This window comes from Pseudomonas sp. PK-RTE-24 (assembly GCF_054052265.1).
The window spans coordinates 5,176,408-5,200,210 of record NZ_CM133224.1; the positions used below are offsets into that span (position 1 = coordinate 5,176,408).

At 55.7% G+C, this 23,803-nt stretch carries 31 protein-coding genes and 1 tRNA gene; 9 read left to right on the plus strand and 23 right to left on the minus strand.

The window, feature by feature from the left end; translation table 11 throughout:
• Nucleotides 1-7: 7 nt before the first annotated feature.
• From rplT to thrS, 4 genes are read right to left on the minus strand one after another with little or no spacing between them, the layout of a single operon-like run.
• Nucleotides 8-364, minus strand: coding sequence for a 50S ribosomal protein L20 (gene rplT / locus ACV8MC_RS23165; RefSeq protein ID WP_002553161.1), 357 nt, complete (start codon nucleotides 362-364; stop codon nucleotides 8-10).
• 27 nt (nucleotides 365-391) lie between these two features.
• Entirely contained in the window at nucleotides 392-586 is a 195-nt protein-coding gene (rpmI, locus tag ACV8MC_RS23170) for a 50S ribosomal protein L35 (RefSeq protein ID WP_002553160.1), read from the minus strand.
• Nucleotides 587-646: 60 nt separating this feature from the next.
• Nucleotides 647-1,198: a translation initiation factor IF-3 gene (gene infC, locus ACV8MC_RS23175; RefSeq protein ID WP_169432615.1), complete on the minus strand. Its 552-nt coding sequence runs from the start codon at nucleotides 1,196-1,198 to the stop codon at nucleotides 647-649.
• Nucleotides 1,198-3,120: a threonine--tRNA ligase gene (gene thrS / locus ACV8MC_RS23180; RefSeq protein WP_024012407.1), complete on the minus strand. Its 1,923-nt coding sequence runs from the start codon at nucleotides 3,118-3,120 to the stop codon at nucleotides 1,198-1,200. The genes infC and thrS overlap by 1 nt, the downstream gene beginning before the upstream one ends.
• Before the next feature lie 370 nt (nucleotides 3,121-3,490).
• Here thrS and ACV8MC_RS23185 point away from each other — a divergent pair, with 370 nt between their 5' ends.
• Nucleotides 3,491-3,793 carry a hypothetical protein gene (locus tag ACV8MC_RS23185; RefSeq protein ID WP_041478556.1) on the plus strand — a complete coding sequence of 101 codons (303 nt, stop codon included), beginning with the start codon at nucleotides 3,491-3,493 and terminating at the stop codon, nucleotides 3,791-3,793.
• Between the two features lie 290 nt (nucleotides 3,794-4,083).
• The gene (locus ACV8MC_RS23190; RefSeq protein ID WP_003179963.1) at nucleotides 4,084-4,296 is read left to right on the plus strand and encodes a cold-shock protein; all 213 of its coding nucleotides are present in this window, start codon (nucleotides 4,084-4,086) and stop codon (nucleotides 4,294-4,296) included.
• Between the two features lie 65 nt (nucleotides 4,297-4,361).
• Here the strand turns inward: ACV8MC_RS23190 and ACV8MC_RS23195 are convergent, their stop codons facing one another.
• On the minus strand, nucleotides 4,362-4,679 hold the full coding sequence (locus ACV8MC_RS23195) for an I78 family peptidase inhibitor (protein WP_016774047.1): 318 nt from the start codon (nucleotides 4,677-4,679) through the stop codon (nucleotides 4,362-4,364).
• 166 nt (nucleotides 4,680-4,845) lie between these two features.
• Complete coding sequence (locus ACV8MC_RS23200; protein ID WP_056784439.1) at nucleotides 4,846-5,148, minus strand: hypothetical protein; 303 nt, start codon at nucleotides 5,146-5,148, stop codon at nucleotides 4,846-4,848.
• A gap of 129 nt (nucleotides 5,149-5,277) precedes the next feature.
• On the opposite strand from ACV8MC_RS23200, the gene ACV8MC_RS23205 reads away from it, so the two are divergent.
• Complete coding sequence (locus ACV8MC_RS23205) at nucleotides 5,278-5,478, plus strand: hypothetical protein (RefSeq protein WP_056784436.1); 201 nt, start codon at nucleotides 5,278-5,280, stop codon at nucleotides 5,476-5,478.
• Nucleotides 5,479-5,512: 34 nt separating this feature from the next.
• On the opposite strand, the gene ACV8MC_RS23210 is transcribed toward ACV8MC_RS23205, so the two are convergent.
• The 8 genes from ACV8MC_RS23210 to ACV8MC_RS23245 all read right to left on the minus strand — a co-directional run bounded on the left by ACV8MC_RS23210 (nucleotide 5,513) and on the right by ACV8MC_RS23245 (nucleotide 13,126).
• Entirely contained in the window at nucleotides 5,513-6,541 is a 1,029-nt protein-coding gene (locus ACV8MC_RS23210; RefSeq protein ID WP_056784434.1) for a nucleoside hydrolase, read from the minus strand.
• Nucleotides 6,542-6,572: 31 nt separating this feature from the next.
• The gene (gene rbsD / locus ACV8MC_RS23215) at nucleotides 6,573-6,977 is read right to left on the minus strand and encodes a D-ribose pyranase (RefSeq protein WP_041478553.1); all 405 of its coding nucleotides are present in this window, start codon (nucleotides 6,975-6,977) and stop codon (nucleotides 6,573-6,575) included.
• On the minus strand, nucleotides 6,974-7,891 hold the full coding sequence (rbsK, locus tag ACV8MC_RS23220; protein ID WP_150741504.1) for a ribokinase: 918 nt from the start codon (nucleotides 7,889-7,891) through the stop codon (nucleotides 6,974-6,976). Before rbsK ends, rbsD begins: the two co-directional genes overlap by 4 nt.
• Nucleotides 7,892-7,915: 24 nt before the next feature.
• Complete coding sequence (locus tag ACV8MC_RS23225; RefSeq protein ID WP_252869136.1) at nucleotides 7,916-8,935, minus strand: LacI family DNA-binding transcriptional regulator; 1,020 nt, start codon at nucleotides 8,933-8,935, stop codon at nucleotides 7,916-7,918.
• Between the two features lie 3 nt (nucleotides 8,936-8,938).
• On the minus strand, nucleotides 8,939-9,916 hold the full coding sequence (locus ACV8MC_RS23230) for an ABC transporter permease (protein ID WP_016774040.1): 978 nt from the start codon (nucleotides 9,914-9,916) through the stop codon (nucleotides 8,939-8,941).
• The gene (locus tag ACV8MC_RS23235; protein ID WP_457263642.1) at nucleotides 9,913-11,466 is read right to left on the minus strand and encodes a sugar ABC transporter ATP-binding protein; all 1,554 of its coding nucleotides are present in this window, start codon (nucleotides 11,464-11,466) and stop codon (nucleotides 9,913-9,915) included. Before ACV8MC_RS23235 ends, ACV8MC_RS23230 begins: the two co-directional genes overlap by 4 nt.
• 55 nt (nucleotides 11,467-11,521) lie before the next feature.
• The gene (locus ACV8MC_RS23240) at nucleotides 11,522-12,478 is read right to left on the minus strand and encodes a sugar ABC transporter substrate-binding protein (protein WP_024012403.1); all 957 of its coding nucleotides are present in this window, start codon (nucleotides 12,476-12,478) and stop codon (nucleotides 11,522-11,524) included.
• Nucleotides 12,479-12,676: 198 nt separating this feature from the next.
• Nucleotides 12,677-13,126: a hypothetical protein gene (locus ACV8MC_RS23245; protein WP_041478549.1), complete on the minus strand. Its 450-nt coding sequence runs from the start codon at nucleotides 13,124-13,126 to the stop codon at nucleotides 12,677-12,679.
• 336 nt (nucleotides 13,127-13,462) lie between these two features.
• Here ACV8MC_RS23245 and ACV8MC_RS23250 point away from each other — a divergent pair, with 336 nt between their 5' ends.
• The 3 genes from ACV8MC_RS23250 to ACV8MC_RS23260 all read left to right on the plus strand — a co-directional run bounded on the left by ACV8MC_RS23250 (nucleotide 13,463) and on the right by ACV8MC_RS23260 (nucleotide 15,712).
• Nucleotides 13,463-14,551, plus strand: a complete 1,089-nt coding sequence (locus tag ACV8MC_RS23250; protein WP_095179504.1) for an asparaginase — start codon at nucleotides 13,463-13,465, stop codon at nucleotides 14,549-14,551.
• A gap of 197 nt (nucleotides 14,552-14,748) precedes the next feature.
• Nucleotides 14,749-15,018, plus strand: a complete 270-nt coding sequence (locus ACV8MC_RS23255) for a DUF1654 domain-containing protein (protein ID WP_016774035.1) — start codon at nucleotides 14,749-14,751, stop codon at nucleotides 15,016-15,018.
• Between the two features lie 4 nt (nucleotides 15,019-15,022).
• The gene (locus ACV8MC_RS23260) at nucleotides 15,023-15,712 is read left to right on the plus strand and encodes an endonuclease (protein WP_041478547.1); all 690 of its coding nucleotides are present in this window, start codon (nucleotides 15,023-15,025) and stop codon (nucleotides 15,710-15,712) included.
• Nucleotides 15,713-15,797: 85 nt separating this feature from the next.
• Here ACV8MC_RS23260 and ACV8MC_RS23265 read toward each other — a convergent pair whose 3' ends face one another.
• Nucleotides 15,798-16,163 carry an SPOR domain-containing protein gene (locus ACV8MC_RS23265; RefSeq protein WP_041478546.1) on the minus strand — a complete coding sequence of 122 codons (366 nt, stop codon included), beginning with the start codon at nucleotides 16,161-16,163 and terminating at the stop codon, nucleotides 15,798-15,800.
• A gap of 250 nt (nucleotides 16,164-16,413) precedes the next feature.
• Between ACV8MC_RS23265 and csrA the strand changes: the two genes are divergently transcribed.
• Nucleotides 16,414-16,608 (plus strand): carbon storage regulator CsrA, encoded by a 195-nt coding sequence (gene csrA, locus ACV8MC_RS23270; RefSeq protein ID WP_003179932.1) that lies wholly within the window; start codon nucleotides 16,414-16,416, stop codon nucleotides 16,606-16,608.
• A 219-nt stretch (nucleotides 16,609-16,827) separates the two neighbouring features.
• Here the strand turns inward: csrA and ACV8MC_RS23275 are convergent, their stop codons facing one another.
• Both ACV8MC_RS23275 and ACV8MC_RS23280 read right to left on the minus strand, forming a co-directional pair.
• Entirely contained in the window at nucleotides 16,828-17,283 is a 456-nt protein-coding gene (locus tag ACV8MC_RS23275; RefSeq protein WP_457263645.1) for a DUF2214 family protein, read from the minus strand.
• Between the two features lie 463 nt (nucleotides 17,284-17,746).
• Nucleotides 17,747-17,816, minus strand: a tRNA-OTHER gene (locus tag ACV8MC_RS23280).
• Nucleotides 17,817-17,987: 171 nt separating this feature from the next.
• On the opposite strand from ACV8MC_RS23280, the gene ACV8MC_RS23285 reads away from it, so the two are divergent.
• Together ACV8MC_RS23285 and ACV8MC_RS23290 are read left to right on the plus strand one after the other, a co-directional pair.
• Nucleotides 17,988-18,197, plus strand: a complete 210-nt coding sequence (locus ACV8MC_RS23285) for a hypothetical protein (RefSeq protein WP_457263646.1) — start codon at nucleotides 17,988-17,990, stop codon at nucleotides 18,195-18,197.
• Nucleotides 18,198-18,366: 169 nt separating this feature from the next.
• The gene (locus tag ACV8MC_RS23290; protein ID WP_457263647.1) at nucleotides 18,367-19,812 is read left to right on the plus strand and encodes a hypothetical protein; all 1,446 of its coding nucleotides are present in this window, start codon (nucleotides 18,367-18,369) and stop codon (nucleotides 19,810-19,812) included.
• 83 nt (nucleotides 19,813-19,895) lie between these two features.
• Here ACV8MC_RS23290 and ACV8MC_RS23295 read toward each other — a convergent pair whose 3' ends face one another.
• The 6 genes from ACV8MC_RS23295 to ACV8MC_RS23320 all read right to left on the minus strand — a co-directional run bounded on the left by ACV8MC_RS23295 (nucleotide 19,896) and on the right by ACV8MC_RS23320 (nucleotide 23,802).
• The gene (locus ACV8MC_RS23295; protein ID WP_150635448.1) at nucleotides 19,896-20,318 is read right to left on the minus strand and encodes a cell wall hydrolase; all 423 of its coding nucleotides are present in this window, start codon (nucleotides 20,316-20,318) and stop codon (nucleotides 19,896-19,898) included.
• Nucleotides 20,319-20,378: 60 nt separating this feature from the next.
• Entirely contained in the window at nucleotides 20,379-21,041 is a 663-nt protein-coding gene (locus ACV8MC_RS23300) for an SGNH/GDSL hydrolase family protein (protein ID WP_150635449.1), read from the minus strand.
• A 138-nt stretch (nucleotides 21,042-21,179) separates the two neighbouring features.
• Nucleotides 21,180-21,539, minus strand: coding sequence for a hypothetical protein (locus tag ACV8MC_RS23305; protein ID WP_150635450.1), 360 nt, complete (start codon nucleotides 21,537-21,539; stop codon nucleotides 21,180-21,182).
• Complete coding sequence (locus ACV8MC_RS23310; protein WP_457263650.1) at nucleotides 21,539-22,789, minus strand: hypothetical protein; 1,251 nt, start codon at nucleotides 22,787-22,789, stop codon at nucleotides 21,539-21,541. The genes ACV8MC_RS23305 and ACV8MC_RS23310 overlap by 1 nt, the downstream gene beginning before the upstream one ends.
• 21 nt (nucleotides 22,790-22,810) lie before the next feature.
• Nucleotides 22,811-23,491: a hypothetical protein gene (locus ACV8MC_RS23315; RefSeq protein ID WP_457263651.1), complete on the minus strand. Its 681-nt coding sequence runs from the start codon at nucleotides 23,489-23,491 to the stop codon at nucleotides 22,811-22,813.
• Nucleotides 23,491-23,802, minus strand: coding sequence for a hypothetical protein (locus ACV8MC_RS23320; RefSeq protein ID WP_457265595.1), 312 nt, complete (start codon nucleotides 23,800-23,802; stop codon nucleotides 23,491-23,493). Before ACV8MC_RS23320 ends, ACV8MC_RS23315 begins: the two co-directional genes overlap by 1 nt.
• Between the last annotated feature and the right edge of the window lies 1 nt (nucleotide 23,803).

The window sequence follows — 23,803 nt, forward strand, 5'->3', positions numbered from 1 at the left end:
GGGGTACTTAAGCCAAGGTGGCTTTAGCTTTCTCGACAATCGCAGCAAACGCCGCTTTTTCGTTCACTGCCAGATCAGCCAGAACCTTACGGTCGATCTCGATGGACGCTTTTTTCAGGCCAGCGATGAAACGGCTGTAGGACAGACCGTTAACACGAGCACCAGCGTTGATACGAGCGATCCACAGAGCGCGGAACTGACGTTTTTTCTGACGACGGTCACGGTAGGCGTATTGGCCTGCCTTGATTACCGCTTGCTTGGCAACACGGAATACGCGGGAGCGTGCGCCGTAGTAGCCTTTAGCAAGTTTCAGAATTTTTTTGTGACGCTTACGGGCAATGACGCCACGCTTTACACGAGCCATGAGTTACTTCCTCTATTCTTGACTAAATTAACGAAGGCGCAGCATGCGCTCGACTTTTGCCACGTCAGACGGATGCAGCAAGCTGCTACCGCGCAGTTGACGCTTACGCTTGGTCGACATTTTAGTCAGGATGTGGCTCTTGAAAGCGTGCTTGTGCTTGATGCCGTTAGCAGTTTTCAGAAACCGCTTGGCAGCACCACTTTTGGTTTTCATTTTTGGCATGTTCGGATACTCCGCATTCAGTTGATAAACATAATCAGAAGGCCTGCCGTGCCCTGTTGATTACTTCTTCTTTTTCGGGGCGATGACCATGATCAGCTGGCGTCCTTCCATCTTAGGATGCTGTTCGACCGAACCGTACTCGAGCAGGTCTTGTTCAACCCGCTTGAGGAGTTCCATCCCCAGCTCCTGGTGGGCCATCTCACGGCCGCGGAATCGCAAGGATACCTTGGCCCTGTCCCCGTCACTCAGGAAACGTACCAGGTTGCGCAGTTTTACCTGGTAATCCCCTTCCTCCGTCCCTGGACGAAACTTGATTTCTTTAACCTGAATCTGCTTCTGGTTTTTCTTCGCCGCGGCAATCTGCTTCTTCTTCTCGAAGATCGATTTGCCGTAGTCCATCACCCGGCAAACAGGCGGGACTGCATCTGCGGAAATTTCCACCAGATCAAGCTTTGCTTCTTCAGCGATACGAAGCGCTTCATCAATCGAGACGATGCCAATCTGCTCGCCATCAGCGCCAATTAACCGAACCTCGCGTGCCGAGATATTCTCGTTGATCGGGGCTTTCGGTGCAGCTCGTTTATCTTGTCTCATTTCACGCTTAATAATAATTACTCCGAATCTGGGCGACCACGCCGGGAAACCGCTTGCGCGAGAAACTCAGCGAACTGGGCGACGGGCATCGAGCCCAGGTCAGCACCTTCACGAGTACGCACAGCGACAGTCTGCATCTCGACTTCCTTATCTCCGATAACCAAAAGATAGGGAACCTTGAGCAAAGTATGCTCGCGGATTTTAAAGCCGATCTTTTCATTTCTCAAGTCGGACTTGGCACGAAATCCGCTTTCGTTGAGAGTTTTTTCAACCTCTGCAACAAAATCTGCCTGTTTATCAGTGATATTCATGATCACCGCCTGGGTCGGCGCGAGCCACGCAGGGAAAGCACCTTCGTAGTGCTCGATCAGAATCCCGACGAAACGCTCGAACGAACCGAGGATCGCGCGGTGCAACATCACCGGGTGTTTGCGGCTGTTGTCTTCAGAGACGTATTCAGCGCCCAAACGGACAGGCAGGTTAAAATCGAGCTGCAAGGTACCACACTGCCAGACGCGACCGAGACAATCTTTCAGCGAGAACTCGATCTTCGGCCCGTAGAAAGCACCCTCGCCCGGCTGCAGATCGTACGGCAGGCCAGCAGAATCAAGGGCTGCAGCCAATGCAGCTTCAGCGCGATCCCACAGTTCATCGGAGCCGACGCGTTTTTCCGGACGAGTGGACAGTTTCATCTCAACTTCGGTAAAGCCGAAATCGCGATAGACATCCATGGTCAGCTTGATGAACGCAGCGGACTCGGCCTGCATCTGCTCTTCGGTGCAGAAGATGTGCGCGTCGTCCTGAGTGAACGCTCGCACGCGCATGATGCCGTGCAACGCACCCGACGGCTCGTTACGGTGGCAAGCACCGAACTCGGCCAGACGCATCGGCAACTCGCGGTAGCTTTTCAGGCCCTGATTGAACACCTGCACGTGGCATGGGCAGTTCATCGGCTTGATGGCGTAGTCGCGGTTTTCCGACTGAGTGGTGAACATGTTGTCGGCGTAGTTGGCCCAGTGCCCGGATTTTTCCCACAGGCTGCGGTCGACGACTTGAGGAGTCTTGATCTCAAGGTAGCCGTTGTCGCGCTGGATCTTGCGCATGTACTGCTCGAGCACCTGGTACAGAGTCCAGCCATTCGGGTGCCAGAACACCATGCCCGGGGATTCTTCCTGGGTGTGGAACAGGCCCAGACGCTTGCCGATCTTGCGGTGATCGCGCTTCTCGGCTTCTTCGATGCGCTGGATGTACGCCGCCAGCTGTTTCTTGTCAGCCCAGGCGGTGCCGTAGACGCGCTGCAATTGCTCGTTCTTGGCGTCGCCACGCCAGTAAGCGCCCGACAGCTTGGTCAGCTTGAAGGATTTCAGGAAACGCGTGTTCGGCACGTGCGGACCACGGCACATGTCGACGTATTCTTCGTGATAGTACAGACCCATGGCCTGCTCGTTCGGCATGTCTTCAACCAAACGCAGCTTGTAATCTTCGCCACGAGCCTTGAACACTTCGATCACTTCAGCGCGCGGAGTGACTTTCTTGATGACGTCGTAATCTTTCTCGATCAGTTGCTGCATGCGCTGTTCGATAGCCGCCATGTCTTCCGGCGTGAAAGGACGCTCGTAGGCGATGTCGTAATAGAAGCCTTCGTCGATGACCGGGCCGATGACCATCTTCGCGGTCGGGTACAGCTGCTTGACCGCGTGGCCAACCAGGTGTGCGCAAGAGTGGCGAATGATCTCCAGCCCCTCTTCATCCTTTGGCGTAATGATTTGCAGGGTCGCGTCGCTGCTGATGATGTCGCTGGCGTCGACCAGTTGGCCATTGACCTTGCCGGCGAGCGTAGCCTTGGCCAGACCTGCACCAATGGATGCGGCGACCTCGGCTACGGAAACCGGGTGATCGAATGAACGTTGACTGCCGTCGGGAAGAGTAATAGTTGGCATGGCGCCTCCTCTCCTAGTGGTGACCCCTACCAAAGGTCACGTGGGTTGGGATGAGCCAGTACAAGATCCGATCCAGGCCATTCAATGACGAACGCCTGCCTTACAGCGGCAGGAGCCTTGCGGCCAACCGGAAAACCGAACCAGAGTGACTGGGATTCAAATCGGAAAAATTCGCACGCCGACCGCTTCGGGACTGAAGGTCATCCGAAGCCTGAGAACGCTTGAGCCCGGCATGCTAGCACAGATGAGCGGTCGCTTACGTCCTGATTTGGCAGAAGGTCAAATGTCCGTTTTTATGCCAAAGTGCTGAACTTGATCGGCCTTTGCGCCCTCAGATAACAAGACATTGACCCACAAGGAGCATCCTCGCATGCGTCTGAAAAGCTTATTCGCCCTCGTCGCACCCGTCGTTCTGCTGCTGCCACTGAGCGCCCATGCCGACTGGCCGAAAGGCGAGCGCGAGAAGTACATGGCCCAGTGCACTCAGGCTGCAACCCAGCAAATCGGTGCTGCCGCGGCGAAATCCCACTGCGCTTGCGGAGCTGACGCCATCAAGTCCTATCCGGCCAGTGACATTCAGGCGCTGATGGACAACAAGGCGACTCCTGAATTGCAACAGAAAGCCCTTGGCCAGATCGCCAAATGCAAGGCAAATACCGCCCCGAAAAAATAAGAAAACCGGGCATTAACATCGACTGAAAGGCGGAAAAAAGTGCTGGAAATGAGCCTTTTCAGACGATTTATGCAGGTTTTACAGGTTTTTTTATTGTCTTTACGTTTCGCTGAAAGCCTTTCAAACCGGGGCTTTCAGCGCAACCAGGTGGTAAAGAAAACACGACTGATTGGCAAACAGCACGTCCGGGGGGCTACCAAAGCGAACATTTCGACTATGATACCCGGGTGTGCCCAGTTGGCCTGAGCAGCACAGCACTACTGAAAATATATGTTTCTTGGAGATACACCATGTCTAATCGCCAAACCGGCACCGTTAAATGGTTCAACGATGAAAAAGGCTTCGGCTTCATCACTCCTCAAGGTGGCGGTGACGACCTGTTCGTACACTTCAAAGCTATCGAATCCGACGGTTTCAAAAGCCTGAAAGAAGGCCAGACCGTCTCTTTCGTGGCTGAGAAAGGCCAAAAGGGTATGCAAGCTGCACAGGTTCGCCCAGAGTAATTCCTCGGCGCACTAAAAAAACCCCGTCCTGGTGACGGGGTTTTTTATGCCTGACACAAAAGGACTCAGCCGCAGTTGACGCGAGTAACTACCAGGTTGTTATCGGTGTTCAGGTTCAGGCGATCGGAGCGGTATTCCAGGGTGATCATGTCGTTCGGCTTGAGGAAACGCGCATTTTGCGCCCCAGCCTTGGCACGCGCCTGATCCAGCAACTCAGGGGATGCCTTCTTGCCGATGGCAAATTGCGCTGCCGATGCTTCGCAGCGGCTATTTCCTGATTCAGCCGCCACGGGCTCCTTTGCCGACTCGCTGGAGGTTGTGCTGCAACCAGCCAACAGAGCAGCGGCCATAAGTGCACCCAGTGTCGCGAACTTCAAAGGCATGAAGCCTCCTTGTTTTCAAATGTTTAAGCAGAGATCGTGCGACCGCCAATGCGGCGTTTGGTTTCAAGGCTCAAGCCATGCCCTGCCCCACGAGCGGAAAAATGCCGAGTGTGCCTGAGCCGCCCTGTCCGGCTCATCAAACATTCGTGACTGAATATTAACGACCTCAATAAACGTCGATGTAGTCGTAGGGCGGATTCGGCCAGTTGTCTTTGAGTGCGTTGAAAATCTGCATCACCCAGACTTCATCGCTGGCTGCGACGTTACCCACATAGCCCGACCCCTTCGCCCAGGTTTCCAGGCGAAACAGCAGACCCTCGATATCCTGCCCACCGGTCACCGTAGACAGATAGGCAATGCCATCTTTGGTCACGCGCAATTGGTTGTGCACGTCGTCACTGCCCGAGGCAAGCAATTGGCGCACTGCTTCGAGTGTGAGGCCGTCAGGGGTATTCAGATCAATCTGCACAGCGGGGTCCTTTGCAAGCCGGAAAAGACCAAGTGTCGCATAGCGCTCCGCTCATGCCTAAGTCGCAGTGCCAAATGCCGCACAAAATGGTTAACTCGAAAACAGACATCCTGACCTTTCGAGCCTCCCATGACCAGTGTAAGCATCGACGCCGCCATCAACGCCAAATGGGCCGAAGGACACAGCTCTTACAGCCCCGGCACGACGGAAGAATTGGCGCTGATCGGCATTGATTTACTGGTCAAGGAGTTGGGGATAGAAGCGGCGCAGCATTTTATCAATCAGGTATTCGAACGCTATCCGATCAGCCAGGCTGAACAGCCGCAGTGAAAACCCGCAGGCAAACCGCCTGCGGGTTGACGAATTATTTCAGGCGTTTCAGGCGCTCGGTCAGCAGATCAAAGAATCCCTGGGCGTCGCCATTTTCGACCCAGAATGCATTCTTCGGTGCTTTCAGGCCGTCATACCAGTCAACAATGGTCTGGCCGAATGTCGGTCCTTCACGGCTATCCACCACGACGTTGACCGCCCGACCGGTAAACAACTCAGGCTTGAGCAGATACGCCACAACCGTCGCGTCATGCACCGGGCCACCGGGAATGCCGTAGTGCTCCATATCGCCCTTGATGTATTCGTTGAGAATGTCGCCGACGATCTTGCTCGCATTGTTGTTCAGCGCGGCGATCTGCTTCAGGCGTGCATCGCTGGTCAGGATCTTGTGGGTCACGTCCAGCGGCAGATAGGTGAGCTTCACCCCGCTCTTGAGCACCACCTCGGCAGCCTGCGGATCGGCGAACAAGTTGAATTCAGCCACAGGGGTGATGTTGCCACCGTTGAAATGCGCCCCGCCCATGATCACCACTTCCTTGATGCCCTGAACGATTTCCGGCTCCTGGATCAATGCCAGAGCCAGGTTGGTCTGCGGACCGAGCATGGCAATGGTGATGCTGTGCGGTTTGGCCGATTTAAGAGTGTCGATCAGGTAATTGACCGCATTGCCTTTCGCCAGGCCTTTCTTCGGTTCGTGAACCGTGACGCCTGACAAACCTTCCTTGCCATGAATGTTCTCGGCGTAGATCGGCGTGCGCATCAGCGGCTTCGGTGCGCCAGCGTAAACCGGCACGTCTTCGCGCCCTGCCCATTCGCGAGCGAGTCGCGCGTTACGCGAAGTCTTGTCCAGGCGCACGTTGCCGGCGACAGTCGTTAACGCGCGGATATTCAATTCATCCGGCGACGCCAGCGCGAAGAGCAAAGCGACAACGTCGTCAGCGCCTGGATCGGTGTCGATGATCAAATCGATTTTTTCAGCGGCCTGAACGCCGGTCGCAGTTATCACAGACAAAAGCAGCAGGCTCCGGACCAGTTGATGAAGTTTTGCAGCATAGCGTTGCATAGCGCATTCCTTGTGCAGGTGATATCGGAAATCAGAATGTAACCCCGGCGACCAGAACGATGTTGCAGTACGGCTGACATTCTCCTGTACGAATGATCGCCCTGGCTTGTCGGCTAAGCACCTTGAACTGCTCGTGGGTGAGCAGATCCCTACGGCCCAGCGCGCCCTCTTCGTTCAACGCGTCCAGATCGGCCAGCGCCGTGGGTTGTTTGTCGAAGATCTCTTTGGCCAGCACATGGCTCTCTACCTGCATCTCGCTGAGTACAACTTTCAGCGTGCTGACGAAATCAGGGATGCCATGGGTCAGTGCCAGATCAATCAACTCGACACCCGGTGGCACGGGCAAACCGGCATCGCCAATCACGACCATGTCACCGTGGCCAAGAGAAGCGATCAGTCGCGACAGCGCGACGTTAAGCAGAGGAGTCTTTTTCATGCGGGTTTGAACGCCTGTACTTCGGACATGGTTGGAATCGACGGTTGCGCACCGGCGCGGGTAACCGACAGTGCAGCGGCGATCTGCCCGTAGCGAATCGCCTCGGCCTCAGTCTTGCCATCGGCCAGCGCTGCGGCAAAACCGCCGACGAAAGTGTCGCCCGCCGCCGTGGTATCGACCGCCTTCACGGTCGGCGCGGGGAAATGTTCGAAGCCGTTGCCGTTGGCGAACAATGAGCCTTGCGCGCCTAACGTGACGATGACTTTGCCCGCGCCCATGGCAATCAACTGAGTGGCAGCCGTTTCTGCCGACTGCAGCGAGTCGACAGCGAGCCCGCTCAATGCGGCGGCTTCGCTTTCGTTGGGAATCAGATAGTCGATGGCGGCAAACCAGTCAGCCGGCAAAGGACGGCTGGCCGGCGCCGGGTTGAGGATGACGGTTTTGCCCAGTTCACGCGCGCGCTTGAGCGCATGCCCGACCGTCGCGTCGGGAATCTCGAGCTGACAGATCACAACATCGGCGGCCTGTAAAACCGCATCAAAGCGGTCGATCACTGCCGGCGTCATCGCGCCGTTGGCACCGGCGACAATCACGATGGCGTTCTGGCTGTCGTCATCCACCACAATCAGCGCTACGCCACTGGAATCCTCTACGACACTGACAGCCTCGCAGTCGATGTGCTCGGCGAGCAAGGCATCGCGCAATCGCACACCGTAGTCGTCATTTCCGACGCAACCGATCATTGCCACCTTAGCGCCCAAGCGCGCAGCAGCAACCGCCTGATTGGCGCCCTTGCCGCCAGACACCGTGGCAAAGGAATGACCAATCAGCGTTTCACCGCCGCGTGGCAGCCGTGGCGCCCGGGTGACCAGGTCCATGTTCAGGCTGCCTATTACCACTACATTTGCTGGCATACATCACTACTCATCAATTCGGTTTCAGCGATATTCGGTGAACACGCCGGACAGCGGCGCGGTCGATTCGCGCAGGACAATGCTCGGGGTCACGATGCGTTGATCGGTGCCCGAATCCGGCGCAGCAATTCTGCGCAACAGCACTTCGGCGGCCATCTCGCCCAGTTGCAGGATCGACTGGCCGACCGTGGTCAGCGCCGGATAGACATAACGGCTCATCTGAATGTCATCGAAGCCGATTACCGACAGCTCGGCCGGCACCCGGACATTACGTTCAGCCGCCGCACGCAGCACACCGATGCCAATCATGTCGTTACCGGCAAAAATCGCGCTCGGCGGATTGATCTCGAGCAGCCGGGCAGCGGCGTTGTAACCGCCAGTGCTGGTGAAGTCGCTTTCGAGCATACGCTCCTCGCGCACCTCGATTCCCGCTTCTCGCAGCGCTCGGCAATAACCGGCCTGACGCATTTGCGCCACGCTGGTACTGGCCGGACCGCCGATGGTGGCGATGTCGCGATGCCCCAACTCGAGCAGGTGACGGGTTGCCAGATAAGCGCCGTATTCATGATCGATACGCACCAGATCGGCATTTACACCTTCCAGGCCCCGGTCAACGATAACCATCGGCGTCTTCACGCCTGCCAGCCCTTGCGCCAGACCAGTGTCACCGCCGGCGGAGGCGACGATCAAACCGTCGATACGTTTTTCCAGCAACACGCGCAGATAACTGCGCTGCTTGTCCGGATTGTCGTCGGAGTTACAGAGGATCACGCAGTAACCGTTGCGCTCGCAGTAATCCTCGATTCCGCGCGCCAATTCAGCGAAGTACGGGTTGAGGCTGTTAGGCACCAGCAGGCCGATGGTCGCCGTGGTTTTGGCTTTCAGCGAGCGCGCCACGGCACTGGGCACGTAGTCGAGGCTCTTGATCGCCGCCTCGACTTTGCGCCGCACTTCTTGACTCACCGGGCGGGTGTTGTTCACCACGTGCGACACGGTCGTGTAGGAAATACCCGCAAGCGCCGCTACATCCTTGATCGTTGCCATGGTTCAGCCCCGGCGACTGGCGCGTTGACTGCGATAGGTGTCGAGCACCACGGCGATAACAATTACCGCACCGGTGATGATGCGCTTGGTCGGTTCCGTCGCACCAATCTGCGCGAGACCGGCCGCGAGCACGGAAATGATCAACACACCAAAGAAAGTGCTGATCACCGAACCGCGTCCACCCATCAGGCTGGTACCACCGATAACCACCGCCGCGATCACTTGCAGTTCCAGGCCCGAACCTGCGTTCGGGTCAGCCGCCTCCAGACGCGAAATCTGAAACAGAGCGGCAATGCCCGCCAGCAGGCCCATAAGGCTGAACACCAGAATTTTGTAGGGCTTGGGATTGATCCCGGCCAGCCGCACGGCTTCTTCGTTGGTGCCGATGCCGATCAGGTAGCGGCCGAAAACAGTGCGGGTCAAAACTGCCTGCGCGATGAAGATCACCAGCAAAGCGATGATGAACGAGGGTGAAATACCGAACGCGATCGGATTCGACAGCCAGGCGAACGCATCGCCGATGTACGCAGTCCGCGACCCGGTCATCTGATACGCCACACCGCGGGCCATTTCCAGCACGCCGAGGGAGACGATGAACGACGGAATCCGCCAGGCCACGGTGATCGAGCCAGTGATGGTCCCGGCCAGAGCCGCCACCGCCATGCCGAGCAGCGCCGCTGGCAAAACGCTCCAGCCCCAGCCGAGAATCGCAACGCTGACCGTCGATGCGGCCAACGCCAGCACCGAGCCGACGGACAAATCGATGCCGCCGATGATCAGCACAAAGGTCATGCCCACGGCCAGCACCATCAGGTCGGGAATCTGGTTGGCCAGGGTGCTGAAAGTGTTGTACGAAAGGAAATGGCTGCTCAGAACCGAGAACAGCGCAATCATCGCCAGCAAGGCACCGGCCAGGCCCAGATATGTGCCCAGGCCGAAGAAATTGCCACTACGTTTACTGGCAGAAGATGCAGTTTTCATGGGAGATCCCTAGGCGCTGCCTCATTGAGCAACGCATCACGTTTTTGGTAGCCGGCGAATGCGGCGGCAAGCAAATCATCCTGGGTCCAGCTGTCGCGCTCGAAGGTGTCGATCAGACGCCCCGCCGAAAGCACGCCGATCCGGTCGCAGATCAGCATCAACTCGCGCAAGTCACTGGACACCACCACCAACGCCTTGCCCTGACGGGTCAACTCGCCGAGCAAACCGTAAATGTCGAACTTGGCGCCGACATCGATTCCGCGAGTGGGCTCGTCGAACAGCAGTACTGAACAGTCACGTTCCAGCCAGCGACCGATCACGACCTTCTGCTGATTGCCGCCGGACAGTTCCGAAACCAACTGCGTAGGGCTCGAGCTGCGGATGCGCATGGCCTCGATCTGGCGTTGCGCCAGGCAAATTTCGTCGCCGTTGTTGACGAAACCGCCACTGGAAATTTCCGGCATGTTGCCCAAGGCAATGTTGGCACTGATCGACTGACTGAGCAGCAGCCCTTCGCCCTTGCGATCTTCGGTGATCAACGCGATGCCATTGCGTACGGCATCGACTGGCGAGCGAACACTCACGACCTTGGCCGGGGAGCCGAGCGCGATGGTGCCGCTGTCGGCAGCATCGGCACCGAATATCAGCCGCAGCAATTCCGTGCGCCCTGCCCCGATCAATCCGGAAATGCCGAAGATCTCCCCGGCACGCACCTCAAAAGAGACGTCGCGGACTTTGTCAGAGCGGGTCAGGCCTTTGACCGTCAACGCCGGAGCGCCGATCTTGCGCGGCCCCATGTCGATGTGTTCGCCCAGTTCGCGACCGACCATCAAGGTGACCAGTTGCTCGCTGTTGTAGTTGGCCATCGGCTCGACGCAGACCAGATTGCCGTCACGCAGCACGGCAATACGCTGCGCCACCCGCGCCAGTTCTTCGAGACGGTGCGAGATATAGATGATGGCAACGCCGCGGGCCTGCAATCGGCTGATCTGCTCGAAGAGCATTTCGACTTCGCGCGCCGTGAGCATCGCGGTCGGCTCGTCAAGGATCAGCACATGGCAGTCGCCGATCAGGTTGCGCGCGATTTCAACCATCTGCTGATGGCCGATACCGAGTTCACCGACCAGCGTGTCCGGATCGATCGCATCGAGGCCGACTTGCGCCATGGCTTCGATCGCCGCCTTGCGCAACTGCTTGCGGCTGATCCAGCCAGCGCTGCTCGGCAGATTATCCAGAAAGAGGTTTTCCGCCACCGACAGCGTCGGCAACAGATTGAGTTCTTGCATGACCATGCGCACGCCAAGCTCTTCGGCCTGGGTACGGCTGCCCGGACGATAATCCTTGCCGTGGAATTGCATCTGGCCGGTAGTGGGTGTGACCAGACCACCAATGATCTTCGACAGGGTACTTTTGCCGGCACCATTTTCGCCGGTCAGCGCCAGTACTTCACCGCGCATCAGCGTCAGATCGATGCCGGTGAGCACCGGTTGCGCATAGGTCTTGCCGATACCGCTGACCGAGAGGACAGCGTTCGGAGCGGAAACTGACATAGGAATCTCCACGCGCTCGCCCAGACGGACGAGCGCCGTTGTGTCGCCAGATGACTTACTGGGTGACCAGCTCGACCGGTGTTTCGATCACGCCGTTGGCACCGCTGTCGACTTTCTCGCCCTTGATGATCTTCAGTGCGGTTTCGATGCCGAACACGGCCTGCTTGGCTGCAAACTGGTCAGCCGTCGCCAGCACGCGACCGTCCTTGAGCATTGGCTTGATGGCATTGATATTGTCGTAACCGACGACTTTCACCTGCCCTGCCTTACCAGCGGCACGGACTGCGGAAACGGCACCGACCGCCATGCTGTCGTTACCGGCCAGCAGTGCTTTGACATCCGGGTATTCACTGAGGATCGAAGCCGCAACCTTGTTGCCCTTGTCGATTTCCCAGTCACCGGACTGCAGCGAGACCACTTTGATCTGCGCGGCTTCCATCGCGTCCTTGAAACCGGCCGTGCGCGCCTGCGCGTTGGTGGTGGTGGACACGCCTTCGATGATGCCGACCTCGTCGCCCGCCTTCAGTTGCTTGGCCAGATATTCGCCAACCAGACGTGCACCCTTGCGGTTGTCCGGACCTACGAACGGCACGTTGATGTTCTTGCTTTTGACCACGGCGGGATCAAGCTGGTTGTCGATGTTGATCACCGTGATACCGGCGTCTACGGCCTTCTTGATCACAGGCACCATGGCCTTGGAGTCAGAAGGCGCGATCACCAGTGCATTCACCTTGGCCAGGATCATCTGTTCGACGATGCGAGTCTGGCCGGCAGTGTCGGTTTCGTCCTTGATACCGTTGGAGATCAGATCGAAATCGGCGGAGTGTTCTTTCTGGTAGGCCTTGGCGCCGTCTTCCATGGTCAGGAAGAATTCGTTGGCCAAGGATTTCATGACCAGCGCGACTTTGGGCTTTTCTGCAGATTCGGCGAACGCCGAGGAGACAGGTAGTGCGGCGGCTGTGGCAGCCAGCATAGCGACAGCAAGAAGACGTGCGGCGAATGGCAGCTTCATGGGTTCACTCCGATCTTATGATTATTGTGAGCAACGTTTGCGCTGACGTAAGCTACGTCACGACTCCGGGAGCAGATGCCCTTCCAAGTCGCGCAAACGTTTGCGTAGACCGAACTATGAGAATCCCGCTGACATTTGTCAACAATCAGAAATCGTCTTTTGTTGTAGGCCGAATCGCTGAGTCGGCCATCAGACGCTTCAGGCGGTCGTGTTGACCAGGCCACCGCTGGTAGCGCTTTTCGACATCTCCTTGACCAACGCACCCGCCACTTCTGCCAGTGCGGCGCTGGTTTGCGCGATCTGGCCCTGAATCGACATCACTGCCTGGGACTTCGCTTCGGGAGTCGGATAGCTTGCAGCCTGAGCCGCAGCCAGTTGCTGTTGCTGCTCCTGAAGTTGCTTCTGCAATTCCTTCATCCGCTTGAGCAACGTCTTGACGGTGATGCTGAGATTGCTGTCAGCCTCGGTTTCACTGTTTTCCTGCACAGGCCCGCCACCGGTTCTGACCTGATTCTTCTCAGTCTTTTCGGTACCCAGCGCCTGCGCCGAAGTCTCATTGGTCGCATCGTTCAGGCTGTTGATCGTCGCTGCAGTTTTACCGCCAATGGTGACTGCAGCGGGATTGGCAAAACCGACCGTCAGTGACATGTGAACTCCTAAGATTTGGTTTCCTTGAGGACGCATCGGCCTGAGAGCACATTTCTTTAGCGGGGATTTGTCACCCGCCTGGCTTTTCAGAGATTGCCTATCGGCGAGCCGAACACGAATCCGCCTGTCGTTCGGAATCCCGGATGGATGGATCCTCAACGATGCTCCAGCCCTCGACAAATATTGATTTAAATCATTGGGTTAAACATTTTCCGCCAGCACATTACGCATGGTATGAATCCTGCTCCCGTCCTTGCACCTCGAGCATTCAGATCGGCTTGGGGCGCATCTAGATGAACCTGCATCAGCACCGTCTCACGACTAGAGAGAAAAATAATGAAATCTGCTTTCAATACTTTGATTCCGGGCGCATTGGCCCTCCTCCTGCTCCTGCCTGCTGCCCTTCAGGCAAAAGAAGCCGAAACCCAGACGAAACTGGCCAACGTCGTCGTCCTCGCCACAGGCGGCACCATCGCTGGCGCCGGCGCCAGTGCGGCCAACAGCGCCACGTATCAGGCAGCAAAAGTCGGTATCGAACAACTGATTGCCGGCATTCCCGAGTTGAGCAAACTGGCTAACGTGCGTGGCGAACAAGTCATGCAGATCGCTTCGGAAAGCATCACCAACGACAACCTGCTGCAATTGGGTCGTCGCGTTTCCGAACTGGCCGACAGCAAGGACGTGGACGGCATCGTTATCACCCACGGCACCGACACTTTGGAAGAAACCGCGTACTTCCTGAACCTGGTCGAGAAAACCGACAAGCCGATCATCGTCGTTGGCTCGATGCGTCCGGGCACTGCCATGTCGGCAGACGGCATGCTCAACCTGTACAACGCCGTCGCCGTGGCGAGCAGCAAAGAAGCGCGCGGCAAAGGCGTGCTGGTGACCATGAACGACGAGATCCAGTCCGGTCGCGACGTCAGCAAAATGATCAACATCAAGACCGAAGCATTCAAAAGCGCCTGGGGTCCGCTGGGCATGGTGGTCGAAGGCAAATCCTACTGGTTCCGCCTGCCGGCCAAGCGTCACACCATGGATTCGGAATTCGACATCAAGGACATCAAGAGCCTGCCTGACGTAGAAATTGCCTACTCCTACGGCAACGTAAGCGATACCGCCTACAAGGCACTGGCTCAAGCCGGCGCCAAAGCCATCATCCACGCCGGCACTGGCAACGGTTCGGTATCTTCCCGCGTGGTTCCATCCCTGCAAGCGCTGCGCAAGGATGGCGTGCAGATCATTCGCTCGTCCCACGTCAACGCCGGCGGCTTTGTCCTGCGTAACGCCGAACAGCCCGACGACAAATACGACTGGGTTGTCGCTCACGACCTGAACCCGCAGAAAGCCCGCATCCTGGCGATGGTTGCACTGACCAAGACCAACGACAGCAAAGAGCTGCAACGGATGTTCTGGGAATACTGATTGAACATCGCCTGATCACTTCTCGACCGGGCAATTGCGCATCACCTGTCAGCTTGGCAGGTGGTGCCCCGCTTACACCCTTCCAATACTTTTCCCACAAAAATCTCGACAAGTCCTACACCAAAATCGGAAACCCGCTGTCAGAGGATTTTCTTGAATTTTAAGCAGTTGCGAAATCGCTTACAGTTAAATACTGTATGCACGTACAGCTTAATAAGGATAACCTCGTGGCCACCTCTCCTGCTGCTCCTGACGCTTATGAACGCATGGGTATGCGCGTTCAGAAAATCATCAATTCCCCCACCGCACAAAAAGCCAAAGCCGCACTGATTTTCCGTCTGCCGGATGAGCCGATGGACGACTGGGAGCGCTTGCTCGAGGAAATCGACGAGAACGACAACGTCACCCTCGCCTATCGCGATGACGGTGGCGTGCAGATTTTTTGGGTTGTGCCGAAGGAAGATTGATTCAATGAGTGTCCGCTGTGTTGCTTTGCTGTTGTTGTTTTTCGCCGTGGGCGCCCAGGCTGGCGCCCCACGTACATTTTCCGAAGCCAAGAAAGCTGCATGGAAACTTTATGCGCCGCAGTCCACGGAGTTTTACTGCGGCTGCAAGTACACCGGCAACCGCGTCGATCTCAAGGCTTGCGGCTATGTGCCGCGCAAGAACGCCAAGCGTGCATCGAGGATCGAGTGGGAGCACATCGTGCCAGCGTGGCAGATCGGGCATCAGCGGCAGTGCTGGCAGCAAGGCGGGCGCAAGAATTGCACGCGTTACGATCCGGTTTATCAAAAGGCCGAAGCTGACCTGCACAACCTGGTACCGAGCATCGGTGAGGTCAACGGTGATCGCAGCAACTTCAGCTACGGCTGGTTGCCGGTGCAGTCCGGTCAGTATGGATCCTGCCTGACCCAGGTCGACTTCAAGGCCAAGAAGGTCATGCCCCGCCCTTCGATCCGCGGCATGATCGCCCGCACGTATTTTTACATGAGCAAACAATACGGACTGCGGCTGTCGAAGCAAGATCGGCAGTTGTACGAAGCGTGGGATAAGACCTATCCAGTGCAGGACTGGGAACGTCAGCGCAACCAGAGCGTGGCGTGCGTGATGGGTCGCGGCAACGAGTTTGTCGGCTCGGTAAATCTGAAAGCCTGCGGTTGATCGCAGCACAAATAAAAAGGCCTCGAGCGTTATGCTCGAGGCCTTTTTCATGTCTGGCGTTCAATCTGTGTTGAAGGCGCTTCGCTTATGGCGTGAGCGGATGCTCAATCACCACCGACTCGATATTTTGTTTCTTGGCTTTTACCAACGCCGCATCCACCTGCACCTTGCGCGCTTCGGCATCAGCCTGGGAGTTGAACGGACCTATCAGAATTCGTGTTTTACCGTTGCCGTCCTTCACGACCGTCGGAACGAAAGCGTGCTCGATCAACCAGCCGCTCAGATCACTGACGGCCTGAGGAGTCTCGCCACGCACTTCCAGATCCCACTGTGGCGCGGCGGCCGCCGGCGCTGCCGCGACCTTTGTCTCAGGCTTGGGCGCATCTACACTCTTGCCTTCACCGCAGCCTGCCAATGCCAGTGCCGCTACCAGCCAAACCAATTTGCGCACAACGCTTTCCTCGGAATTCACAAAGCGGCGATCTTATCATTCAAAAATACTTCGCGAGCCCCGCAAAATGGGCACAAAACAACGAGAATGATGATTGCAGCCTCTGTATAGTTACGCCCTGGGAATTAATGCCGCTTCTGCGCGTCAGAAAGAGGCACCCAAACCGTGAGACTTCGCACTAATCTATAGATACCACCGACCTCTGCACTGTCTGAATCAGGTGCCCTACAAAGCAATCAAGGAGAAGACCATGCTGATACTCACCCGCAAAGTCGGTGAAAGCATAAACATTGGTGATGACATCACGATCACCATCCTCGGAGTCAGCGGCCAACAGGTTCGCATCGGCATCAACGCTCCGAAAAACGTGGCAGTGCACCGTGAAGAAATTTACCAACGCATCCAGGCCGGCCTGACCGCTCCGGACAAGCCGCAAACACCCTGAGCCACTTTGCATTACGTAGCCAGTCCTATTGCCGTCGCGCAAGACTGGCTAAAGATTCACGCGCCGTTTAGCCATCCGCATTTCACCCCGCTGGGCACGGCGCCTGAAGCACACTGACTCCTTTCACTTGTCACTCCCTCCTTTCTTGCGCCGATATTACCTTTCACTCCTGGAGCTGGCTGTCGGACGTTTCCGATAGAGCACGGCGAATTTCGCCTTCTAAGCGAATATCACGCCACGCGCCATGCCTGTCGCCGCGACCATCATCAGGATCAGCAGCAGCGCTTCAACATGACTGATTCGCGCGTACAACTTCGCACGCCCGGCTTCAGGCGCTACCCCGCGCGACGATGCGATGCGCCATTTGATCAGCGTGATCATCGGTGCAAGCTCCATCAGTAGTATCAGCAAGAACAGCGTCATCTTCAGATGAAACAGCGGCTGATGCAGGTAATAGTCAGAGCCTCTCTCGTAACCACCAAACGCACGCATCGCTCCGGTAATAAGCAGCGTCAAAGCTGAAAGCCCCCAGAGGTTATCCGCGAGCAGCACGCGCTTGAGCTCTCCCGTGCCCGCCGAGAGCTGGCTGAACGCTGTGCCGCGCGTCAGTACCGCCCAGAAAGCCAAGGCAAACGCGAATAGATGAACAGCCGCAAGGATCCACTGACTCAGCATCGACGCACTCCCTTACAAAGAGTTGAAAATCGGCCAGTCAGTAGTAGACGAAAAAGCGGGGTCTCGCTTGGAGGTGACGGCGAGACAGATGCCAAACGCCAAATCGCAGGCAAAAAAAATCCCAAGCAGCTGATGGAAGCTTGGGATTTAAAAATGCATAAACCGTGGTGGTGAACGCGGAACGGATGTTACTTAAATTCCCAATATGCAACAAGGCTTTTTCGATAACCGGTTGGAGAAAAATAGCTGTAAGCCTTTGGATATTCAGGTGTTTTCAACAACAAAATGGTAGAAAACGCACCAAAATGGCGCTTGATCACTTTGCCCAAATAGTAATGAATGGAGAGCTGATCAGAGCGAAGCGGAAATGACCGGGAACAAGCGTTGCGCAAATCGCAGACAACAAAAAAGGGCTCACCTTTCGGTGAGCCCTTCCAGACCGCCCAGCAGAGCGGATTTTGTTTGGTAGGCGCGATTGGACTCGAACCAACGACCCCCACCATGTCAAGGTGACCCCGAAACACGCGCAACCTATTGATGGATAAAGAAAATACCCCTAAATTTGCAGGTTCGAAAACTGACGTTACCCGCTATAAGAATCAACAACTTAGCGCTGTATTTTCCTACAGTGCTCTGCCCTTCCCTGGCGTTCTGCCGATCAAATCTCCCTCTGCTATTCTGGGTTCTTCCATGGAGGACACCCAATGCCGAACTCAGATCTACTCCCTTCCCTGCTCGCCAAGATCAACGAAAACCAACTTGCCCTTGAAGCCGCCATCATGGAGCTCACCCTTTTGGTAGGGCAGCGCGGATCCGCCGATGTCGCCGAAAATGTCCGAAGCTCTCTGGCCGCGCTGGATCGGAATGAAGAATTCATCAAAATGACCTTGGCTGTTTTGATGACGCCCGACTGAAAGCTATCGACAGCTGTCGCGATGACAGCGCGGGGTAGCCTCGATTGTCTTGCGGTTCTACCTAGAGAAGCGATATCCGATAGGGGGCGGGCGCATAAACCGACCACTATTTTCACGATTACGTTTCCCATACAATGCGCGCCGTAGAACTTTTTGAGTCAGATTAAAGATGAGCCTTGACCTATTAGATAAGACAACCCGAAAGCAGTCACTATCAAAATGTGATAAAACTTCGAATACAAACAACTTAAGCCTGAGAAAATTCGTAGCACTGGCATTTGTAGCAATTTTATTCATCATACTTCGAATCGAGTTTTCTGACGGCCCGATAAATGTAGATGAAAATATTGCACCCTCCGTAGCTCGCTCTATGGTTGAGCGAGGCGATTTCAACGGCAACTGGCGACTTGCCGAAAACATAATGCCGTACTTCAAACGCGACATGCACAACTTTTATAGTTACAACTTATTCGCAATCCCCTTTTTGAAGCCTACAGAAAACGAAACTATCGCAGCTCTGCGTTCGGCTAATATTGCCCTTCAGCTCGGAGCGCTTGCATTCATTTGGTTCGCAATGAAGAACGGAGGGATTGCTTTTTGGCGTAGATTCTATACATCGACAGCTATAGCGGTTCTCCCTACGATGGCGTTTGATGCTCATCTAGCAAGAGCGGAAAGCCTTCTTTATTTCTTAGCAGCAGCCGTGATTTTTGTGGCTTCTGTAAATCGAAGTGTGCTTTTGAGATGGAGTTTAGCAGCATTTATAATTGGAGTCGGCACAGCTTCCAAGTTAACATTCGCGGCCACAGCAATAATATTTCTTCCTGAGGGCTTAAAATTATTAAGAAACGAACCCACTAAAACGATTCGCTTGCTGGCAATATCAGCGTTGGCAATGTTAGCTGGGTTTGCGGCAACCTCACCCTACACATTCATCGAGCCAAACGTATTTTTCGACGGTCTCGGCAGGCTGATGAGGCAGTATTCAACACAACATCTCCCGCACTCTAATCCTGGAACCGGGATGCTTGATTGGGCGAGCCATTTAGTTCTATTCGCCGTAGGTATTTCTGGCGCAGCTTGCATCGCCATTAGAACACCTTTGCGTAGTTCACCGAATTGGATGATTGGCCTTTCAATTATGGCGTCCGTAATATATATATACTTCGCAACCAAACCTGTTTTTTTTGAGCGAAATATAAGTTTAGCGCTATTGGCATCGATAATCGTGGCATTTAGCCTTCCACGTTGGCGCTCAACAAACCTCATTCTCACCGCGTCACTTATAGTCATGACATACTGGTCTATCAACATCGCTTTGCTGTCGTCAAGCCGAGGCTCTCAAATCACAGAATGGGAGATTAATAAGTTTGGCATGGCAATCGATAGGACGTGGCCATTAACCGGAGCGGCCGACCTTTTGAGCACATGCGGAGACAGAATTATTGGAGTTAGCGATTATGGAGACGTCACTTCTCAGCGAATCAAAAATGAAATAGGAATAGAACCCATGGCTACACGAAATGGAGCATTTTCTAAACTGCCAACCTCTACGCTCAACACCTACCTTGAGACAAGCATTGACTATTATCAGTGCTACGGAGGATCTAAATAGACCAACCTATCGAGTTTGAATAGTTAACTCTATATCTTGCTGACGTACATCTAGCACGCTGTCATTCGTCCAAGACATGGTAATCACAGTACATCCTTGAAGAATAAGTGGCCACCAAGTCTGAGGGTTTGCTTCGCCCTCAGGGACCACGTCGGCGGTTTGATGCTGGTGGCGTAATAGTGCGTCGCGCCGCCGGTAGGGTCCGGCACCTTTCCGTCGATCACCTGGTCAGCGGCGATCCGGCACTGCGCCAGCTCGCGGAACGGGATTTCCTTCACGCCAATCAGGAACTGGTAGTTCGGGTCGATCTTGTTCCAGCAGCTGAACTGCCAGGGCTTTTGGCAGACGCCGGCGTAGCCCTCGCCCCACCACGACTTTTCCTTTCCGTCAAACACACGGTTGCGGATCGCCCAGGCCACGGCGATCTGGCCGGCGGGCCCCTCCCCTCGCGCCTCTCCCCAAAGAGTGAGGGCAAGAATTTCGCGGTCTTTTTCGGTTACAGGCATCACTTTTCTCCAGACAAAAAAAAACCCGCACGCGGCGGGGATCTATAAACGAAGGGGCGGCTACAGCTCTGAGCGAATGCTATCGGATACAGACTTGGACAGCTCGGAATATCCAGATTCGGTGTAGTGCACGTCGGTGTCGGACTCATACATCTGGGCCGGCAATGTAGCCGACACGGCAGATAAATCATTGACAGATATGCCAAAGCGCTTCATGACTTCAGTGGCGACTTGATTGTAACGGACGACATCACCTGCATGCCTGCCAGGCTCATTGTCCGGAACGAAAGTGGTGGTTTGGAAGATCACCTTGGCGCCGGTTGCCTTTAATCGGCTGGCAATCAACGAAAGATTCTTCTCGTACTGTGCAAGAGGGACCGCGACGGCACCATTAACCTTGTCTCGATTTTGAAAGGTGATCGGTCCTGGACGCCGGTAGCAGAGATCCCATAGACCGAAGTTGAAGCTGATCACGTCCCACTTTTTTGCACCAACCCACCGCTCCACATTCCGAACCCCGTTATTTGAGTCCTCGGAGTTTCCTTGGCTGTGAATCACGACTGCATCAGATGACAGGGCTTGCGTTACGTAGGGTGTATAGCCAAGCGATATGGAGTCACCGATGATCAGCACTTTCGGAGAAGTATCGGGATGGCTGGCGCAGCCAGCCAATGAGATCGCGACCATAATGGCCAGGACTTTAATGAGTGTTCGTCTTAGCACTGCAGTGTTCCCTAGATGGCTTCGATCGACAGTCTACATAGGCGCTGACTCGTTTCAACATCAACCTTCTGCAATAGTCCTGCTTTCTAGGCAACATCGCATCGATGTGCGTGCTGCCGGGTTTCCGATTTCATTGGCCTATTCCGGTCGGGCGGGTCGTTGGGCTGAGTCGGGAAAGCCCTCAGCACCCTCTTTCCAGGCTCGAACTTTGGTGCGATACGAAAGCCACTGCGATCGAGTGCCCGGAAGCGCGCCGGCAGCCTCTCCTGTAGCCTCGCTCTCTTCCAAGGCCATCAGCTGATTGGCTATCGATCCAATCTCCTGTTCGCGCCATGCGTTCTCGGCAACCATCAATAGCGCCTGTTCTTCAGCGGCCGCGAGCCTTTCGTAGAACCACTGTGGTATTTCGCTAACAAGCGTTTCACCTTCGGAAAGCTCGCTTTCCTGAAAGTCATCACTTACTGAGTTCCATCCTGTAGCGTTGATTACATAGGGCATTATCTGTCGTTCCCGTATCCGTAAACGTCGAGGGTCAGCGAACCACCAGAGACCCATCTACTGATTTGCTGCGTTGGGCTGGTTGCGAGCCGGAGGGCTGATCGGGTTGAGCTTGTTGCACCTGATGCGACCTGCAGCACTTTGGGCTGACGATCGGGCGTACTGAAGTACATATCGTAAGCAGATGCGCCGGCGTTCGCCGTGGCGATAGTCAAGGCGATTTGAGTTGTAATCGGCACGGCTGGCGACAGGTCAGAAGTTGTGGGAGTGCTCGCCGGGGCCTGCAAAACCACGCGAAACGGCGGATCGCTGAAAGTCTCCATGAACTGGATGGTGTCCCCCATCCACAGGAAAGCAAAAAGACCAGAAGATCCAGTCTTCAAGGCGCAGATAAATCGCCGACTGGTGTTTGCTGTCTTTGTGCGCGCGGTCCCGCTGTACGGTGCGGCGGGGGCTGTGGTCACCAGCTCAACGGCCGTTACGCCGGCGTTGTCGTATAGGTAAAGGTAGTACCAGGTGTTAGCGGTCAATGACAGGCTCGAAAGCGTCAAGGGCGATGCTGCGACCAGAGGCTTTTGCGCGCCCGGGATGTAAGCGGTACCGGGCGAAAAAGTGATCGATGTCGCCGAATTCCACTGAGGGATCAAGCCCTCAATGTAACCAGCCGATACACCGCCCTGAGCGGCAGTGACAGCTTTCGTCAGGCCGTTCAGCTCTGTGATATCAGTGTTCGCCCCGCCAGCAGCCTTCCCGGCTTGAAGTTTTCCTAACGCCGCCAGAATCGTGTCAGTCGAAACGACCGGCGTTTTCACTGTCAGGTCAAGTCCGGTCAGCGTGATGCCGCGAACAGTAGCTGGTGTCGCATATTTATTGGTTTGACCTTCAGGCAGTCCATCGGCAGTCGCGAGGTTGAGCGCCTGCCTTACTCCAGTCTGCGTGGGCGTCTCGCCAAGCACAGCCAATACGCCGCCGAATTGATTGACTAGCGCTCGAAGCGCGTCTGCCGAATCCTTGACGTAACCCTGCATCGGCGCCAGCGCGTAAACACCAGACACGTTGGTCGAGCCTTGATAGTTCGGCGAGATCGACAGTGCTGTATCGCTGGCAATATTCGTTACCTCGTACCAACCACCATCAGGGCCGCGAAAGGCATCGCCAACACGGCTATTCGCAATGAAGGCCGTACCCGTGCCGATCACCGCATTGGAATTTTGGGTGACAGAAACTGTTCCCGTCTTGTACCAGGGCATGGTGTTCATCCTATAAATGGGTTATGCGGCTTGTTTTGCAAATACTGCCGGCAGGAAGAAAGCGAAGGGATTCGATGCCGCAATGGTGATGGCGTATAGCGTGTTGTTAGGGAAATCCCACCAGCAATAAAGATCGCGAGGGATGCCGCTACCCGAAGTCATGGGCATGCCGAACGTGTTCAGCAACATGTACTCGTTCTCGGGGAAGTTGAACGGAACGCTATAGTAGATCCGCGTCAGCCCCTGAGGGGTGGTGTCGTAGCGAACATAGGTCCAGTTCTGGAATGCTCGGGTAAACATTGCGTTCGGAGTGCCCGAGTCAAACAGCAGCTTCCCTGCGCCGTCCCACAAGCGCATGCCGTATTGAGCAACTGGCTGTGCGCCAAAGGCGGCAACGAAGTAACGCCCATTCAGACCGGCAACGCTGACGTCGTATGCTCTGACATAAAAGCCAGTCCAGTTACCCGCAGAGCCGATAAGACTCATGCGACAAAGTCCAGCCACCCCGTTGATAGTGTCCGGTCGCACGAATACAAGCGGAGGCTCCTGTGAGGTAACGGGGCGCGCAAACGTGGTAACCGAGCCAAGCCCAGACTCTTGGTTTGGTGCGTATCGCCCTGAGGCGATGACCATCAGTCGTGCAAACTCTGAGTCCAAAGTCACGACGTTATTGTTGTTTGTGAACTGAACGCCGTAGCTCATCAGCTCCACCTCATTACTATCAGGCGCATGGTTCCGGACGACGTGGTACTCGCCGCGTATGTCCGGGTGTGGTTGTAGACGCGGACGACTCCGTCGAGCATCTCGGTTTCGAACTGCATCTGGTTCTGCGAATAGGCGCCAATCGGAATCACAATTGCCGTTCCGTTACCGGGACCAACGCCGGGAACCGAAAAATCCTGAGACCCTTTGCTGGCTCCGGGCGCAAAGGTCACTTGCACCGAGAGCACGACTCGAATCGTGAATGAGTTCTCATCCAGCTGGAGCGCCCCATCGGCGCCCCATATCCTCATG